This is a genomic window from uncultured Cellulomonas sp. (assembly GCF_963527515.1).
Classification (GTDB): Bacteria; Actinomycetota; Actinomycetes; order Actinomycetales; family Cellulomonadaceae; genus Cellulomonas.
In genome coordinates this window covers 20,496-36,581 of sequence record NZ_CAURTV010000011.1, presented here as the reverse complement: position 1 = coordinate 36,581, position 16,086 = coordinate 20,496, and the positions used below count along the sequence as shown (strand labels likewise).

General features: G+C 73.1%; 20 protein-coding genes. 8 read left to right on the top strand and 12 right to left on the bottom strand.

Annotated features, from left to right (window positions below; translation table 11 throughout):
• Positions 1–24 precede the first annotated feature (24 nt).
• Positions 25–423, bottom strand: coding sequence for a VOC family protein (locus tag RYN42_RS05250; protein ID WP_315094335.1), 399 nt, complete (start codon positions 421–423; stop codon positions 25–27).
• A 61-nt stretch (positions 424–484) separates the two neighbouring features.
• Here RYN42_RS05250 and RYN42_RS05245 point away from each other — a divergent pair, with 61 nt between their 5' ends.
• Complete coding sequence (locus RYN42_RS05245) at positions 485–1,435, top strand: YafY family protein (protein WP_315094333.1); 951 nt, start codon at positions 485–487, stop codon at positions 1,433–1,435.
• A 33-nt stretch (positions 1,436–1,468) separates the two neighbouring features.
• Here RYN42_RS05245 and RYN42_RS05240 read toward each other — a convergent pair whose 3' ends face one another.
• The gene (locus tag RYN42_RS05240) at positions 1,469–2,008 is read right to left on the bottom strand and encodes an SRPBCC family protein (RefSeq protein ID WP_315094331.1); all 540 of its coding nucleotides are present in this window, start codon (positions 2,006–2,008) and stop codon (positions 1,469–1,471) included.
• 54 nt (positions 2,009–2,062) lie between these two features.
• Positions 2,063–2,467 (bottom strand): DUF6855 family protein, encoded by a 405-nt coding sequence (locus RYN42_RS05235; RefSeq protein ID WP_315094330.1) that lies wholly within the window; start codon positions 2,465–2,467, stop codon positions 2,063–2,065.
• Between the two features lie 83 nt (positions 2,468–2,550).
• On the opposite strand from RYN42_RS05235, the gene RYN42_RS05230 reads away from it, so the two are divergent.
• Together RYN42_RS05230 and RYN42_RS05225 are read left to right on the top strand one after the other, a co-directional pair.
• Positions 2,551–3,084, top strand: a complete 534-nt coding sequence (locus RYN42_RS05230; RefSeq protein ID WP_315094328.1) for a hypothetical protein — start codon at positions 2,551–2,553, stop codon at positions 3,082–3,084.
• A gap of 174 nt (positions 3,085–3,258) precedes the next feature.
• Positions 3,259–5,139, top strand: coding sequence for an adenylyl cyclase (locus RYN42_RS05225; protein ID WP_315094326.1), 1,881 nt, complete (start codon positions 3,259–3,261; stop codon positions 5,137–5,139).
• A gap of 51 nt (positions 5,140–5,190) precedes the next feature.
• Here RYN42_RS05225 and RYN42_RS05220 read toward each other — a convergent pair whose 3' ends face one another.
• The 4 genes from RYN42_RS05220 to RYN42_RS05205 all read right to left on the bottom strand — a co-directional run bounded on the left by RYN42_RS05220 (position 5,191) and on the right by RYN42_RS05205 (position 7,214).
• A complete protein-coding gene (locus RYN42_RS05220; protein WP_315094325.1) occupies positions 5,191–5,799 on the bottom strand; it encodes a TetR/AcrR family transcriptional regulator in 609 nt (202 codons plus the stop codon).
• On the bottom strand, positions 5,796–6,308 hold the full coding sequence (locus tag RYN42_RS05215; RefSeq protein WP_315094323.1) for a DoxX family membrane protein: 513 nt from the start codon (positions 6,306–6,308) through the stop codon (positions 5,796–5,798). The genes RYN42_RS05220 and RYN42_RS05215 overlap by 4 nt, the downstream gene beginning before the upstream one ends.
• The gene (locus RYN42_RS05210) at positions 6,305–6,730 is read right to left on the bottom strand and encodes an organic hydroperoxide resistance protein (RefSeq protein ID WP_315094321.1); all 426 of its coding nucleotides are present in this window, start codon (positions 6,728–6,730) and stop codon (positions 6,305–6,307) included. Before RYN42_RS05210 ends, RYN42_RS05215 begins: the two co-directional genes overlap by 4 nt.
• Before the next feature lie 61 nt (positions 6,731–6,791).
• Positions 6,792–7,214 carry a hypothetical protein gene (locus RYN42_RS05205; RefSeq protein WP_315094319.1) on the bottom strand — a complete coding sequence of 141 codons (423 nt, stop codon included), beginning with the start codon at positions 7,212–7,214 and terminating at the stop codon, positions 6,792–6,794.
• A gap of 112 nt (positions 7,215–7,326) precedes the next feature.
• On the opposite strand from RYN42_RS05205, the gene RYN42_RS05200 reads away from it, so the two are divergent.
• Positions 7,327–8,583 (top strand): MFS transporter, encoded by a 1,257-nt coding sequence (locus RYN42_RS05200; RefSeq protein WP_315094317.1) that lies wholly within the window; start codon positions 7,327–7,329, stop codon positions 8,581–8,583.
• Positions 8,584–8,604: 21 nt separating this feature from the next.
• Positions 8,605–9,246 (top strand): GNAT family protein, encoded by a 642-nt coding sequence (locus RYN42_RS05195; protein WP_315094315.1) that lies wholly within the window; start codon positions 8,605–8,607, stop codon positions 9,244–9,246.
• Here RYN42_RS05195 and RYN42_RS05190 read toward each other — a convergent pair.
• The 3 genes from RYN42_RS05190 to RYN42_RS05180 all read right to left on the bottom strand — a co-directional run bounded on the left by RYN42_RS05190 (position 9,230) and on the right by RYN42_RS05180 (position 11,691).
• Complete coding sequence (locus RYN42_RS05190; RefSeq protein ID WP_315094313.1) at positions 9,230–10,423, bottom strand: sigma-70 family RNA polymerase sigma factor; 1,194 nt, start codon at positions 10,421–10,423, stop codon at positions 9,230–9,232. The two genes, RYN42_RS05195 and RYN42_RS05190, sit on opposite strands and share 17 nt — an antisense overlap.
• Positions 10,424–10,431: 8 nt before the next feature.
• On the bottom strand, positions 10,432–10,773 hold the full coding sequence (locus RYN42_RS05185) for a YciI family protein (RefSeq protein ID WP_315094311.1): 342 nt from the start codon (positions 10,771–10,773) through the stop codon (positions 10,432–10,434).
• Positions 10,774–10,854: 81 nt separating this feature from the next.
• Complete coding sequence (locus RYN42_RS05180) at positions 10,855–11,691, bottom strand: aldo/keto reductase (protein WP_315094310.1); 837 nt, start codon at positions 11,689–11,691, stop codon at positions 10,855–10,857.
• A gap of 84 nt (positions 11,692–11,775) precedes the next feature.
• On the opposite strand from RYN42_RS05180, the gene RYN42_RS05175 reads away from it, so the two are divergent.
• The gene (locus tag RYN42_RS05175) at positions 11,776–12,693 is read left to right on the top strand and encodes an SDR family oxidoreductase (RefSeq protein ID WP_315094309.1); all 918 of its coding nucleotides are present in this window, start codon (positions 11,776–11,778) and stop codon (positions 12,691–12,693) included.
• Entirely contained in the window at positions 12,690–13,211 is a 522-nt protein-coding gene (locus tag RYN42_RS05170; protein ID WP_315094308.1) for a TetR family transcriptional regulator, read from the top strand. The genes RYN42_RS05175 and RYN42_RS05170 overlap by 4 nt, the downstream gene beginning before the upstream one ends.
• Here the strand turns inward: RYN42_RS05170 and RYN42_RS05165 are convergent.
• Both RYN42_RS05165 and RYN42_RS05160 read right to left on the bottom strand, forming a co-directional pair.
• Positions 13,192–13,620, bottom strand: a complete 429-nt coding sequence (locus RYN42_RS05165; protein WP_315094306.1) for an SRPBCC family protein — start codon at positions 13,618–13,620, stop codon at positions 13,192–13,194. The genes RYN42_RS05170 and RYN42_RS05165 overlap by 20 nt on opposite strands.
• Positions 13,621–13,629: 9 nt before the next feature.
• The gene (locus RYN42_RS05160; RefSeq protein WP_315094305.1) at positions 13,630–14,502 is read right to left on the bottom strand and encodes an AraC family transcriptional regulator; all 873 of its coding nucleotides are present in this window, start codon (positions 14,500–14,502) and stop codon (positions 13,630–13,632) included.
• 112 nt (positions 14,503–14,614) lie between these two features.
• On the opposite strand from RYN42_RS05160, the gene RYN42_RS05155 reads away from it, so the two are divergent.
• A complete protein-coding gene (locus RYN42_RS05155) occupies positions 14,615–15,928 on the top strand; it encodes an FAD-binding oxidoreductase (protein ID WP_315094304.1) in 1,314 nt (437 codons plus the stop codon).
• The last annotated feature ends 158 nt before the right edge of the window (positions 15,929–16,086 follow it).

Genomic DNA, 16,086 nt, shown 5'->3' with positions numbered 1-16,086 from the left:
GTCTGGCTGCTCACGGGTGGACGGTCAGCCGGCGATCTCCAGCCAGTGCGGGTTGGTCATGATGCCGATCAGGTTGCCGAACGGGTCGACGACGGAGGCGGTGGTGAAGCCCTCCCCGCGCTCGCGGATGCCCTCGTGCTCGGTGGCGCCGAGGGTGAGCAGGCGCTGGAACGTCCCGAGCAGGTCGTCGACGTGCCAGGACACGACCGCGCCGCTCGGGCCGCCGCCGTCCGGGACGTACCGGCGGTCGATGATGCCGAGCTCGTCGAGGTGGTCGCCGATCCGGAACTCGATGTAGCCCTCACGGACGAAGTACGGCTCGACGCCGAACAGCTCGGTGTACCAGGTGCGGGCGGCGGCGAGGTCGTCGGCGAAGAAGGAAACGTTGGCGAGGCCGCGGAAGGTGCTCTTCGTTGTGGTCATGTCTCCACCTTCCTCTGCTAAGTGCTCACCTTCTGAGCACTTTTCCCGTCATCCTGGAGGCATGCGCGCGGACCGGCTGGTGGCCACCCTCCTGCTCATGCAGGCCCGTGGGCGGGTGACCGCCGCGGAGGTCGCGCACGAGCTCGAGGTGTCGGTGGCCACCGCCCGGCGGGACCTGGAGGCGCTGTCCACGGCCGGCATCCCGGTGTACCCGCAGCCGGGGCGCGGAGGTGGCTGGTCACTCGTCGGCGGCGCCCGCACCGACCTCACGGGCCTGACCGCGTCCGAGGCGCAGGCGCTGTTCCTGCTGCTCGGCTCCTCGACCGACCGGTCCGCCGACGCCACCTCCGCCCTGCGCAAGCTGGTCCGCGCGCTGCCCGCCACCTTCCGGGCCGACGCTGAGGCGGCCGGCCGCGCGGTGCTGGTGGACCCGGCCAGCTGGGGGTCGTCGGCGCGGGCGCGACAGCCGTGGGTCGAGGAGCTGCAGGGAGCGGTCGTGCGCCGGCGGCAGGTGACGCTGGACTACTCCGGCAGGACCGGTCCGTCCGCGCGGACGGTCGACCCCTGGGCGCTCGTCGACAAGGGCGAGCACTGGTACCTCGTGGCCGGCACCTCCGCGGGCCGCCGCACGTTCCGGCTGGACCGGATCGCGGGCCTGGTCGTGCAGGATGCTCCGGCGGCGCGGCCCGACGACCTCGACGTGGCGGGGATCTGGGAGTCGGTGGTCGACGAGGTGGAGGAGCGCCGGTCGCGCGTCACCGCCACCGTGCTGACGACGCCGTTCCTGGTGCGGGTGGTGCGGGACCTGTTCGGCCGGCACGCCACCGAGCTCGGGACCGAGGGCGACGGGCGGGTGCGGCTGCAGGTCGGGTCGCACACCGCGCGGTCGGTGGCCGAGCACCTGGCCGGGTTCGGATCGGCCGTCGAGGTGCTGGAGCCGGTCTCCGTCCAGGCCGAGCTCGCGGTGCTGGGTGCGGAGCTGGTCGGGCTGTACGAGGGTGTCGGTGGCTAGCGTGGCGCGCGGCACGCACCGGATGCGGTTCGACTACACGCTCGGCTGAGGATCCGCCTCCGCCAGCGCCGCGAACGTCAGCAGCTGCTTGCGCATCATCACCAGGTCACCCCACGCCAGCAGCCACGCCCCCGCCGCTCCGGTCCGGCTGGTCGGCTCGGGGGTCCGGAGCACCGCCACCAGCCGGCTGCGCGCCGGACCGGCCGGAACGACCGCGTAGGTGACCGCGACGTCTCCGAACCACCGCGTGCCGTCGGGGTTCATCCGCACGGTCAGGTGCTCGCCGGGGACGAACGAGACGAGCGCGAAGATCCGGGAGAACGTCTGACCGACCTCCAGGTCCCACGTCCAGGGCACCGGGACGCGCGGGCTGCGGCGGCCGGCGTTGTCGATCCAGTCGTAGCTGTAGGGCGCGACGCGGAACTGGCACACCCACCGGAACACCACGTCCGGGGGCGCCGCGACGTCCACCCCGCGGAACAGCCGCCGCGCGGGTTCTGGCACCAGGGCGTCGCACGGGTAGGTGCGGTCCTGCTCGGCCGCGGTCACGCCCCACGCGGTGGCGATCGTCATGCGGGCCACGCTAGGGCGAGCCGAGGATGAGTGCCTGTGCCTCTCAGCGGCCCCTCAGCGCGCGCGGACCGTGTTGTTGCGGGCGTCGTGGGTCAGCTCCGCCAGGCCGAGCTCCTCGAGCAGCGGCGGCAGGTACATGCCGAACCGGCCGCGGTAGCCCTTGCGCAGCCCGTACCAGCCGCCCACGGGGTTGGTCTCGTCGCGGCCCCACGCCTCGACGGTCCCGGGTGCGGCCGGCTTGCTCTCGTCCGCGGCGCCCAGCGGGACCGCGTCGCCCTGCGCGAGCAGCCACGCGTGCAGGTCCTCGACGGCGCTCAGGTGGTAGCGCAACGTCGTCGAGCCGACCTGGCAGACGAGTGCGGGCGGCTCGGCGGACTCGTCGCGGTACATCGTGTACGCCGACGACCCGGGCGCGGTGGTGAGCCGCCAGGGGTCGTCCTTCGTTCCGGAGCCGGTCATCCGGCCACTATCGACCCGCTCCCGGCGCACGTCGAGCGGTCGCTCTCGATACGCTCGCGACCGGCGTCGACGGAAGAGGTGTGATGACCCTGGTGACCACGGGCCTGGCGGCCGCCACGACGGACGAGGCTTGGTACGAGGTCGTCGCGACGCTCGGCCCGCTCGCGGCGGCCCTCGGTGCGATCGGTGCGCTGATCGTCGGGATCCTGACCGTGCGGCAGCGCACCGCAGCGGACGCCCGGTCGCAGTGGTGGGCGCGCGTGCAGTGGGCGGTGGACCTGTCGTTCTCCCCGGACGAGGGCAGGCGGACGGTCGGGTTCGACGCGCTCGCGCTGCTGGCGTCGTCGCCGCTGGCCACCCCGGACGACGACGCGTTCCTCTCCGGTCTGTCGCTCGACGTGCTGGAGGAGGTGCGCGAGCGCGGGCCGGTCGAGGACGCCGACTTCGTCCCGCAGGACGAGGCTCCCGTGCGGCCGTCGTCGGCACGTCCGGCCGTCACGGTCGCGCGCTCCGAGGTGGCGGCGGCGCGGCTCCGGGTGATCACAGACCGCGGCCGGGGGCGGTCGACGCCGGCCTGGATCACCCGCCTCGCGGGGACGAGTACGCCGCGCGGGTGACTCCCCCACGACGGAAAACACTTACTGACCAGTAAGAGTTGACACGTGCCACTAACCCGGTACGTTTCGTCCTGACCGGCGACGAATGTCCGGTCACCGGCGCCAACGGCGGTGCCTTCCCCGCGTGCGGGGGACCCGTCATTGCGACGTCCCCTGTGCGGAGAAAGGTCCCTCATGCTCCTTCGTAGGCAGAGCCCCTCGCGTCCCGGGCGCAGGCGGACGGCGACGGTGCTCGCCACCGCGCTCGCCGTCGCCATGGTCCCCCTGATCGCGGCTCCCGCCCAGGCGGCGCCGCCCGTCGACCTGGGCCCGAACACCATCGTCTTCGACCCCAGCCAGCCGATCGAGGAGATCCAGGCGACCGTCGACGCCATCGCGACGCAGCAGGTCCCGGCGCACTTCGGCCAGGGGCGCTACGCGCTGCTGTTCAAGCCCGGCACGTACGGCACGCCCGAGCAGCCGCTGCGGTTCGAGGTCGGCTACTTCACCGAGGTGGCCGGTCTGGGTCAGGACCCGGGCGACGTGGTCATCAACGGCGCCATCGAGGTCTACAACCAGTGCCTGCCCGTGCCCGAGGGTGCGGACCCCAACTGCATCGCGCTGGTGAACTTCTGGCGCTCGCTGTCCAACCTCACCATCCAGTACGCGGCGGGCGACGCCGACGGCTGCCGCAGCTCCGCCAACTTCTGGGCCGTCTCGCAGGCCGCCCCGATGCGCCGCGTGAACGTCACGGGTGCCAACGTCAGCCTCATGGACTACTGCACGGCCGGACCGCAGTACGCCTCGGGTGGCTTCATCGCCGACTCGACGCTGCCCTTCGTGGTCAGCGGCAGCCAGCAGCAGTTCCTGGTGCGCAACGGCTCGGTGGCCGGCTGGAGCAACAGCGTCTGGAACCAGGTGTTCGCCGGCGTCCAGGGTGCCCCCGCCACGGACTTCAGCCCGGTGGTCGGCGAGCCCAAGTACACGACGCTCGACACCACCCCGGCCTCCAAGGAGAAGCCGTACCTGTACCTCGATGACGCCGGGAAGTACCAGGTCTTCGTCCCGTCGGCGCAGACGAACTCCGCGGGTGCCACGTGGGCCGCGGGCAGCACGCCGGGCAAGTCCCTGCCGCTGAGCAAGTTCTTCGTCGCCAAGCCCGGTGACAAGGCGTCGAAGATCAACACCGCGCTGGCGCTGGGCAAGAACGTGCTGTTCACCCCGGGCGTCTACCACGTGAACCGCACGCTCAACGTGATCTGGCCCAACCAGGTCGTGCTCGGCCTCGGGCTGGCGACGATCATCCCGGACAACGGCGTGGTGGCCATGCAGACGCTCGACGTCCCCGGCATCGACATCGCCGGGATCATGTTCGACGCCGGCACCACGAACTCCCCGGCGCTGCTCCAGCTGGGCACCAAGATCTCGGCGCTCGACGGCAAGCGCAAGAAGCCGGTCCTGAGCAGCGCGAGCAACCCGACGGCCGTGCAGGACGTGTTCTTCCGCATCGGCGGCGAGGACGTCGGCAAGGCCACACAGAGCCTGGTGGTGAACACCAACCAGACGATCATCGACCACACGTGGGCGTGGCGGGCCGACCACGGCACCGGCGTCGGCTGGGACCTCAACACCGCCGAGACCGGTGTGCTGGTCAACGGCAACGACGTCACTGCGACGGGCCTCTTCGCCGAGCACTACCAGAAGTACAACGTCATCTGGAACGGCGAGCGCGGCAGGACGATCATGTTCCAGAACGAGCTGCCGTACGACCCGCCGAACCAGGAGTCCTGGCAGCACGACGGCGTGAACGGGTGGGCCGCCTACAAGGTGGGCGACAAGGTCAAGGTGCACGAGGGCTGGGGCATGGGCGCGTACATCTACACCAACGTCAACCCGACCCTGCACCTCAGCCGGGCGTACGAGGTGCCGGTCACGCCGGGCGTGAAGCTGCACAACGTGCTCACGGTCTCGCTGAACGCGGCGGGCACCATCGACCACGTGGTCAACGACACGGGCGACCCCGTGACGCCGACCTTCGCGGGTCCGAGCACGGTGCTGGAGTGGCCGGTCCCCTGAGCTGACCGGTGACCGCGGAGGGCCCGACCATCACGGTCGGGCCCTTCGTCGTCAGCGGCCCAGGACCGCCCGGCCCGCGCGGCGCAGCGCCCGGCCGACCTCCGCCGGATCGACCCCCGAGCCGGCGGCCATGGCGCCGTCCCGGAGCATCACGAGCTGCACCGCGACCGACCGGGGCTCGGCGACAGCCAGGTCGGCGACCAGCTCCTCGGCCACGTCCCGCAACCACTCACGGTGCCGCTCGGCCACGGTGCGGACCGGGTGCGTCACGTCGGGGTACTCGGCGGCCGCGTTGAGGAACGGGCACCCGCGGAACGCCTCCCCGCACACCTGCGCCGCGAGCTGGTCCGCATAGGCCGCCAGCACCGCCACGGCGTCGCCCACGTGCGCGGCACGCCAGCCGGCCACGGCCTGCCGCTCCGCCGCGGCCACGGTCTCGAGGTAGGCCTCGACCAGGTGGTCCTTCGTCGGGAAGTGCCGGTAGAAGGTCACCTTGGTGACGCCGACGTCCGCCATGACGGCGTCGGCGCTGACCGCGCGGATCCCCTCGAGGTAGAACCGGGGTGCCGCCGCCTCGAGGATCCGTCGGGCGACGTCGGACTGACCGCCGTCGCGCGTCGGCCGCCCCACGATCGGCGGGTCGGCCAGGGTCACCGTCATCGTGGCAGCGCCGCTGCGGGCTGCGAGGCCAGCGCGGCGCGCAGCGAGCGCCAGGCGCCGGTGGACCACAGCGCCCAGAGCACGAGGACGGGCTGGCCTAGCAGCCGGACCGCCCGCGCCGTGTCGGACTCGAGCCCGAAGGCGTCGGTCCTGGTGACCAGCTGGGAGATGTTGCCGGGGAAGATCGCGACGAAGAAGCCAGCGGCGATCCAGCCGACGGCCGCACGACGCCGTCCGGGCGCAACCAGCAGCGCGCAGCCCAGGGCGATCTCCACGACCCCTGAGGCCAGCACGACGGCGTCGGGGTCGGCGGGGAACCACGTCGGGACCTGCGCCTGGAACTCCTCGCGCGCGACCGTCAGGTGCGACGTCCCCGCCAGCGCGAGGGTCCCGCCGAGCCACACGCGCCCGATCGTCCGCAGCACGCCGCTGCGCCGGCTCGGCGGGTCCGCGACCACGTCGCCGCGGAGCACGGAACCGAGCGCGCGGACCGTCCGCCGGACGCTCATGCCGTCGTCACCGTGAAGCGGACGGCGATGTTGCCGCGCGTGGCGTTGGAGTACGGGCAGACCTGGTGCGCGCGGGCGACGAGCTGCTCGGCCGCCGCCTGGTCCAGCCCGGAGACCTCGACGTGCAGGGCCGCCTCGATGGTGAAGCCGCCGGACCCGTCCGCCACCAGACCGATCTCCGCGACGACCGCGGAGTCGGTGATCAGGGTCTTCTCCGCCGCCGCGACCGACTTCATGGCCGAGTGGAAGCACGACGCCCAGCCGGCCGCGAACAACTGCTCCGGGTTCGTGCCGCCGCCGCGGCCGCCCAGCTCGGCGGGCACGGCGAGTGTGACGTCGAGAGTCCCGTCGTCGCTGACGGCACGCCCGCCGGCGCGTCCCTCGCCCGTGGCGGTGGCGATGGCGGTGTACAGAGCGGGCACGGGAGACTCCTGTGGTCATACTGCGAGGTAGACGAACTAGTCTACCTACCATAACCCACGATCAGTCGTCCGGCAGGGCCAGCCCGAAGATCCTGCGCGTCGGCTCACCGAGCGTGTCGGCACCCGGCTCGGGGGCGGGGAAGTGCCCGGCGCGGGGCGGCCCGACCCAGAGCCGCCACCACCCCTCCGCCTCGCGGTACATCTGGCCGGACGTCTCGAGCCGCGCGCGGCCCGCGGCGGCGACCTGTGCCAGCAGGGACTGCTCGTGGGACGGCGGGACGAAGCCGACGACGTGGTTGCGGCACACGACCACCACGCGCCCGCCGCCCTCGGTCTCCAGCGACAGGTCGACGCGCACCGGGTCGGGCGAGCGTCGCTCCGCAGGGGTCAGCGCTCCTGCGAAGGCGGTCTGCAGCGCGACCGCCTCCCCGGCGACGAACCCGCCGCCGACGTCCGCGGGAACCCGGCCACGACGCAGCTTCATGCGTCCAGCGTCCCACCGAGCTGTCGATCCGGATCCGCGCCGTTCGACGTCATGGTGACGGTCGCGGAATCTCCCGTGCCCGGTGTGGGAGGCGACTGACACGATGGCCGACATGACCGAGGAGACCCCGAGCCCGTCCGCCGTGGAGGAGAAGCCCGGCTGGCGTCGCGAGACGGCGCTGTTCCTCACCGGGCAGACGATCTCGCTGTTCGGGTCGATGCTCGTGCAGTACGCCGTGATGTGGCACCTGACCCTGGAGACCAAGTCCGGCGGCGTGATGGCCCTGTACGCGGTGTTCGGGTTCCTGCCGCAGGCCGTGATCTCGATCTTCGGCGGCGTGTGGGCGGACCGGCTCGACCGCAAGAAGCTGATCATCGGGGCGGACGCGACCATCGCGGTCGTCACGCTCACTCTGGCCATGTTCATGGCGGCCGGCGCCACCGACCTGTGGCTCATCTTCGTCGCGATCGCCATCCGCTCGGCCGGCGCGGGGATCCAGATGCCCGCGGTCGCGGCGCTGCTGCCGCAGATCGTCCCCACGGACACGCTCATGCGCGTCAACGGCATCAACGGCACCATCCAGTCGGCCATGATGCTCGTGGCCCCAGCCGCCGCGGCCGCCGTCTACGCCAGTATGTCGATCGTGGCCGTGTTCTACATCGACGTGGTCACCGCCGTGATCGGCATCGGGCTGCTCCTGCTGGTCACCGTGCCGCGACTGGTGCGCACCGAGGAGAAGCTCGGCTACTTCGACGACCTGGTCGGCGGCGTGAAGTACGTGGTCACCCACGCGTTCGTGCGCTGGATCCTCGCGCTGTACGCCGTGGTGTTCGTGCTCATCGTCGCGCCGTCGTTCCTCACGCCGCTGATGATCGTGCGGACGTTCGGGGAGGAGGTGTGGAAGCTCACCGCCAACGAGCTGGCGTTCAGCATCGGCATGGTGCTCGGAGGTGCGGCGGTGGCGGCCTGGGCGGGGACCTGGAACCGGGTCCGGATGATCCTGGGCTCCACGCTCGTGTTCGGCGGCATCTCCGTCGGGCTCGGGCTGTCCACCAACATCTGGGTCTTCTTCGCGTTCATGTTCCTGCTCGGCCTGTCGGTCCCTGCCTTCTCGACGCCCTCGTTCACCGTCCTGCAGGAGACGGTGGAACCGGAGATGCAGGGCCGCGTGTTCGGGTTCGTCGGCATCGTCATGGCGCTGTCCATGCCGTTCGGCATGGCGGTGTTCGGGCCGCTGGCGGACCGGTTCTCGGTGGAGTCGCTGCTCATCTGGGCCGGCGTCGCGCTGCTGCTCGTCGTGGTGCTCGCTCTCGTCGTCCCCGGCGGTCGGCGTGCGATGCGGGCGGCGGACGAGCACGCGACCGTCTGAGGGTTCCGGCAGGATGACGCCATGCTCGCGCCCTTCACCCTGACCGGCCGGCACGTCCGGCTCGAGCCGCTGGACCGCTCGCACGTCCACGGCCTTTCCGCGGCAGCCGCCGAGGACCGCGGCAGCTACGGGTTCACCTGGGTACCCGACGGGCCGGACGAGACGGCCCGCTACGTCGAGGCGGCCGTCGAGCACGCCTCCTCCGGCCGGGCGGTGCCGTTCGCCGTGCGGCGGCTGTCTGACGGGGCCCTGGTCGGCAGCACGCGGTTCCTGGACCTCGAGGTGTTCCAGGACCCTGCGCCCTGGCCGCCCGGGATCGGCGTGGGCGGCGCACCGAGCGACGACAACCCGCCGTCCGTCGCGGAGATCGGCAGCACCTGGTACTCCGCGTCGGCCCAGCGGACACCGGTGAACACCGAGACCAAGCTGCTCCTGCTCACGCACGCGTTCGAGGTGTGGAGGACCCTGCGGGTGACCCTGAAGACCGACGCCCGCAACACCGCGTCGCGCGCGGCCATCGAGCGGGTCGGCGGCCGGTTCGAGGGGGTCCGCCGCGTGCACACCGTCGCCACCGACGGGGGCCTGCGGGACACGGCCTACTTCTCGATCGTCGCCGCGGAGTGGTTCACGGTGCGGGCCGGGCTGGTCAGCCGGCTGGGGTGAGCGCGTCCCGGCTGCGGGTCAGGAACTCCCGCTCGGCGTCGTTGGCGGTCAGGGCGAGCGCGGCGTCGTACGCCGCCCGCGCGTCCGGGGCCCTGCCCAGGCGGCGCAGCAGGTCCGCGCGCACCGCGTGGAACAGGTAGAAGCCCTCCAGGGGCAGCGCGTCCACCAGCGCCAGCCCCGCCTCCGGTCCCTCCAGCTCCGCGACCGCGACCGCCCGGTTGAGGGCGACCACCGGGCTGGGCGCGACCGACATGAGCTGGTCGTAGAGGAGCACGACCTGCCGCCAGTCCGTCCCGGCGGGCTCGCTGTGCACAGCCTGCATCGCGGCCTGCAGCTGGTAGGGCCCGAGGTGGTCGCGGCGCAGGCAGCGGCGCACGAGCTCACGGCCCTCGTCGAGCTGCGCGGCGTCCCACAACGAGCGGTCCTGGTCACGCAGCAGGACCAGGTCGCCGGAGGGAGAGACGCGGGCGCCGCGGCGGGCGTCGGTGAGGAGCATCAGGGCCAGCAGGCCGAGGGCCTCGGGCTCGTCGGGCATCAGCTCGACCAGCACGCGCCCCAGCCGGACCGCCTCGGCGCACAGGTCGTCGCGCGTGAGGGCCGCCGAGCCGGTGGTGAACACGAGGTAGACCACCGCGAGCACGGACCGGAGGCGGTCGGGCAGGTCGGCGTCGCGGGGCACCCGGTAGGGGATGCGGGCGTCGCGGATCTTGCCCTTGGCGCGCACCAGCCGCTGCGCCATCGTCGGCTCCGGCACCAGGAACGCGCGAGCGATCTCCTCGGTGGTCAGCCCACCGAGCAGCCGCAGCGTGAGCGCCACCTGCGCCTCCACGGACAGGGCCGGGTGGCAGCACGTGAAGAGGAGCCGGAGCCGGTCGTCGCGCACGGGCCCCACCTCCACCGGGTCGTCGCGCTCGTGCAGCAGGACGGCCTGCGCGTGCCGGTCGTCGCGCGACGCCTCACGGCGCAGCCGGTCGATCGCCTTGCGCTTGGCCGTGGTGATGATCCAGCCGGCCGGGCTCGGGGGCAGCCCCTCGCCCGGCCAGTGCTGGAGGGCGGCGACGAATGCGTCCTGCACCGCCTCCTCGGCGACGTCGAGGTCACCGAACGACCGGGCCAGGACCGCGACCGCGCGGCCGTGCTCCGCGCGGAAGACCCGGGCGATCGCGTCCTCGTCCACGCCCGTCCCTAGTAACGGAACGGCCGGACCTCGATCGGCAGCCCCGTGGCGACGGCCAGCCTGCCGCCCCAGTCGAGGGCCGCGTCGAGGTCGTCGGCGTCGATGATCGTGAAGCCGCCCAGGTGCTCGCGGGCCTCGACGAACGGGCCGTCGGTGGGGATGACGTCGCCGTCCTTGGCGCGCAGCACGGTGGCGGTGCTCGGGTCGTGCAGACCCCCCGCGTACACCCAGATCCCGGCGTCCCGCATCGCCTGGTCGACCTCGCCGACCGCCCGCATGACCGGCTCCAGGAACTCGGGCGCGGGGCGGGGACCGGTCGGCTCCATCACGCTCAGCAGGTAGTGGCTCATGGCGTCCTCCTCGGGCTGCGGCCGCCGGCCCTGCGCCGGCTGCTCACCGTCTGTACGAACGGTGGGCAGCCGGATCGACAGCTAGGAGGGAACGTAGTCGAACGTGTCCGGGTCCGGGCCGGTGCGCTCGTCGCGGTTCAGCGCGGAGATGTCCGCCACGTCGATGTCGGAGAGCTCGAAGTCGAACACCGCGAAGTTCTCCTCGATGCGGCTGCGGGTCACCGACTTGGGGAAGACGATGTCGCCGCGTTGGAGGTGCCAGCGGAGCGTGACCTGCGCGGGCGTCCGGCCCAGGGCCTCCGCGATCCGCACGATGGTCGGGTCGTCCAGCACCTTGCCCTGCGCGATCGGGCTCCACGCCTCGGTCGCGATCCCGTGCTCGGCGTCGTACGCGCGCACCGCCTCCTGCGTGAGGTACGGGTGCACCTCGATCTGGTTCACGGCGGGCGTGATGGTGGCCTCCGCCCGCAGGCGGTTCAGGTGGTGCGGCTGGAAGTTGGAGACGCCGATCGACTTGGCGCGGCCGGACCGGTAGAAGTCCTCCATCGCCTTCCAGGTCTCGACGAAGTCGCTCACGGTCGCCAGCGGCCAGTGGATGAGGAACAGGTCCACGTAGTCGGTGCCCAGGGTCTCCAGGGTGACGTCGAACGCGATCGCGGCCGACTCGGGGTCGTGCATGTCGTTGTTCAGCTTGCTGGTGAGGAAGACGTCCTTGCGGTCCAGGCCGGACTCGGCGACCGCGTCGCCGACGCCCTTCTCATTGCCGTACATCTGCGCGGTGTCGATGTGCCGGTAGCCCACCTCGAACGCCTGCAGGACGGCGTCCTTGGTCTCGGCCGGGTCGATCTGGAAGACGCCGAAGCCCAGCTGGGGGATCTGCACGCCGGTGTTCAGGGTGAGGAGAGGGACGGTGCTCATGCCTCCATTCGACCCCGGCGCGGGCGCGGGCGCCTGTTATGGTTGCCAACCAACCAGTTGGTTGCTCACCGCGAGGAGTCCATCGTGTACGTCGTCCCCGACCAGTCCGGCCGCACCGTCGTCGTCACCGGAGCCAACAGCGGCACCGGCCGGGAGGCTGCCGAGCGCCTCGCGGCGGCCGGCGCGCACGTGGTGCTGGCGGTCCGCAGCGCAGAGAAGGGCGAGAAGGCGCTCGCGGAGATCCTCGCCGCCCACCCCGACGCCTCCGCCGAGGTGCGGCTGCTGGACCTCGCCTCGCTGGCCTCGGTGCGGGCGTTCGCCGAGTCGCTCTCCCGCGACCTCCCGCACCTGGACACGCTGGTCAACAACGCCGGTGTCATGGCGCCGCCCACGCGCTTCGAGACCGAGGACGGCTTCGAGCTTCAGCTGGGCACCAACTTCCTCGGGCCGCTCGCGCTCACCAACCTGCTGATCCCCCTCCTGCTGGCCGCCCCGGAGGGCCGCGTCACCACGATGAGCAGCGGCATGGCCAACGTCGGCCGGATCCGGTTCGACGACCTGCAGTGGACCCGCCGCCGGTACAGCCCCACGCGCTCGTACGCGCAGTCCAAGCTGGCCGACCTGCTGCTCGCCCGGCAGCTCGCGCGCGTCTCGATGCAGCGCGGCTGGGCCCTGCGCAGCAACGCCGCCCACCCGGGGTTCACGCAGACCAACCTCCAGACGGCGGGCGCGTCGCTCGGGCGGGACTCGGTGCACCGGTCGCCCATCGGCAACCTGCCCTTCGTGCCGTCGCAGCAGCCGGCCGAGGGCGCCGAGCCGATGCTGTTCGCGGCGGCCGACCCCCGCGCGGTCGAGGACGGCTACTACGGCCCGTCCGGCCGGTTCGGGCTCGTCGGTCCCACCGGCCCCGCCCGGCTGAACCGCCGCATGCGCGACGACGACACCGCAGCGCGGCTCTGGGCGGTGGCGCAGGACCTGACCGGCACGCAGCTGCCCGCATGAGCACGGCCGACACCCCGCGCCGGATCCTCGACGCGGCCGCCGACGAGTTCGCCGAGCGCGGGCTGGCCGGCGCGCGCGTGGACCGGATCGCCGAGCGTGCGGACGCCAACAAGCAGCGGATCTACGCATACTTCGGCAGCAAGGACCGGCTGTTCGACGCCGTGATCGAGGACCGGATCGAGCAGCTGCTGGACGCGGTGCCGTTCGACGCCGCCGACCTGCCCGGCTACGCGGTGCGGATCCTCGACTTCAACCGCGCGCACCCCTCGCTGGTGCGGCTGCTCCTGTGGCACCACCTCGAGCGTCCGGCGGTGCTGGCGCGGCTGCCGCAGTCGGTGGAGTCGCACGCGCGCAAGGTGGCGGCGCTGCGCGCGGCGCGGGGCGACGACGAGTGGCAGGCGGACCGCCTCCTCGCGCAGGTGCTCGGCCTGGTGCACGGCGTGACGCTCGCCCCCGGGCCGGACCTGGACCAGACCCGCGCCGACCTGCACCGGGCGGTCAGCCTGCTGGTCGGCTGACGGCCTCGACGACCGCGCGCAGGCGCTCGGGCTGGACGCCGTCCTCCTTCGCGATCGAACGCCGGATGACGCCGGCGAGGAGCGCCAGCGGGCCCCTCACCCCGACGTCCGCGACCAGGCGGAGCTCGGTGCCGGCCACCACGGGTGTGAGCGTGTACGTGTAGACGGCCGACACCGGCCCGGACCTGGACAGCAGCGCGAGCGCGCGGGGTGCGTCGAGCCGCTCTGTCGTCGCGGTGCGCTCCTTCCCGCGGACCGTGAACGTCACCTCGGCACCCGCCGACAATCGCCCCCGCATCGCGGTCACGCCGGGCATCCAGCGCGGCGCCAGCGACCAGTCCGTGAGGGCCGCCCACACGGCCTCGGGGGGTGCGGCGATGGTGGTGGTCGTGTCGATCGCGGTCGTCATGGTCGGACGCTAGGCGCCCGCGGAGGCGTCGTCTTGGACGGGATTGACCACCGGCGCGAACCCCGGCTCGGTCGGTGCGTCGCCGTAGACCGCACGGTAGGCCGCTACGTAGCCGGCCGGCGTCGTCCCCGTGTGCCGCCGGAAGTGGCGGATCAGGTGCGCCTGGTCGTACCAGCCGCGGTCGGCGGCCACCTGCCCCCACCCGACGGGTCGGCCGGTGTCGAGCGACGCGAGCAGGTGGTTCATGCGGACCACCCGCGCGAACGTGCCGGGGCTCAGGCCGACCACCCGCCGGAACGCACGGTCCAGGTGCGCGTGCGAGAGGTGCACCGCCCGCGCGACGTCCGCCACCGGGCGGCCGGGGTCCGCGGTCAGGGCGTCCACCGCGGCCTCGACGTCAGCAGTCGCGCGGGGGAGCATGCGTGCGCGCTCCGCCGCCGGCTCCTCCAGGGCGGCCTCGACGGCGGCGATCATCGCGTCCGGTCCGTCGAGCGCGCGCAGGTCGCGGCACAGCGGCGCCCAGGCCTCCGCACCGACCACGCGCCCGCGCACGGCCCGGGGGTCGACGCCGAACGCGGTCGCGCACCCGATCGGGGTCGCGACGACGCCCACGCACCAGGTCTCCCCGAGCGGCCGGTTGAGCATCGGCCGGTCGTCCGGCCCCAGCAGGAACCCGGTCCTGGCCAGGTGCACGTCGCCGGTGCCGTCGCGGGCCACCTGCGCGATCGGTGGCCCGAGCACCAGCCCGAGCACCGCCGACCCCGTCGGCGCCACGCGCTCGGCGGGCGCCCGGAGCCGGCCGCGGGCGTACCAGATGCTCGCCACGTACCGGCCCAGCGGACCGGCCGGGCGGTGGGTGACGTAGGTGAACTCGTCGGTCACCAGGTGATCGTCGCGCACGCGGGGTGTCGGTGGTCGGTGCAAAGGTCGTGCATCGGGCACCTGCCGCGTGGCAGCCTGCCGTCCGACCGACCTCGCACGAAGGAGCAGCGGCATGTCCCACCCCCTGACCTCCCGCGTCACCGGCCCCGTGCTGACCCCGGACGACGAGGGGTTCTCCGACGAGGTGGCGGCCCACAACCGCGCGGTGGTGCACGCGCCCGACGTCGCGGTCGGCGCCACCAGCACGCAGGACGTCGTCGAGACCGTCCGCTGGGCTGCCGAGCAGGGCATGCCCGTGCATGTGCAGGCCACCGGGCACGGCGCCACGACACCGGTCACCTCCGGCGTCCTGCTCACCACCCACCGGCTGGGCGGCGTCGCCGTGGACCCGGTCGCGCGGGTGGCGACGATCGGCGCCGGTGCGGCCTGGACCGACGTCGTCCCCGTTGCCGACGCCCACGGGCTGACCCCGGTCGCCGGCTCGTCCGCGCACGTCGGCGTGGTCGGCTACCTGCTCGGCGGGGGCCTCGGTCCGTTCGCCCGCAGCCACGGGTTCAGCTCGGACCGGCTGGAGTCCGTCACGGTGGTCACCGGCACGGGCGAGGTGGTCGAGGCGTCGGCAGGGGAGCACCCGGAGCTGTTCTGGGCCCTGCGGGGCGGCAAGACGGGGCTCGGTGTGGTGACACAGGTGCGCCTGCTGCTGGTGGAGATGCCCGCCCTCTACGCGGGCACGCTGTTCTTCGACATCGAGCACATCGACACGGTGCTGCGCGGGTGGCTGGCGTGGACGGCGACCGCAGACCCGGACACGACGACCAGCGCGGCGATCGTCCGCTTCCCGCCGCTCGAGGTGGTGCCGCCGTTCCTGCGGGGCCGGACCGTCCTGCTCCTGCGCGTGGCCCGGCCGGGCGACGAGGGCGCCGGCGCGGCGGCGGCGGCACCGTTGCGCGCCCTGGCTCCGGCGTTCCTCGACACGGTCGGGGTGCTGCCCGTCGCGCGGTCCGCGGAGATCCACAACGATCCGACCGAGCCGGGGCCCAGCTGGGTGCGCGGGCTGCTGCTCGACCGGGCGGACGGCGACCTGGCGAGCACCTGGCTCGCGCACGTCGGCCCTGACGCCTCGCACCCGTTCGTCGCCGCCGAGCTGCGGCACGTCGCCGGTGCGACCGGCCCCGACGTGCCGGGCGGCTCGGCGGTGTCGGGGCGTGGGGCGGCGTTCGTGCTCGGGATCGTCGGTGCGGACCCGAGCCGGTTCGGGGAGATGCCGGCCGCGGCGGACGCGATCGTGCAGGCGGTGGCCCCCTGGGCGTCGGCCGAGGTCAACCCCAACTTCGCCGGCTTCGGGACGGCCTCATGGGCCCCCTCCACCGCGGACCGGCTGACCCGGGTGCGGCGCACCTACGACCCGGCGGGGGTGTTCGCCTGACCCGTCTGGGGAGGAAGGGTGAAGGGTGCGCCGTTCCCGCCCGCGGGGAGACCCGCCGGTGGGAGGCTCGCGGGGCGTCGTGCCGTCGGGTGCTGCCCCGTGGGACCCCGAGCCTGAGCCGACACACCAGCACGATGCACCGGCACGATGCGGCGGCG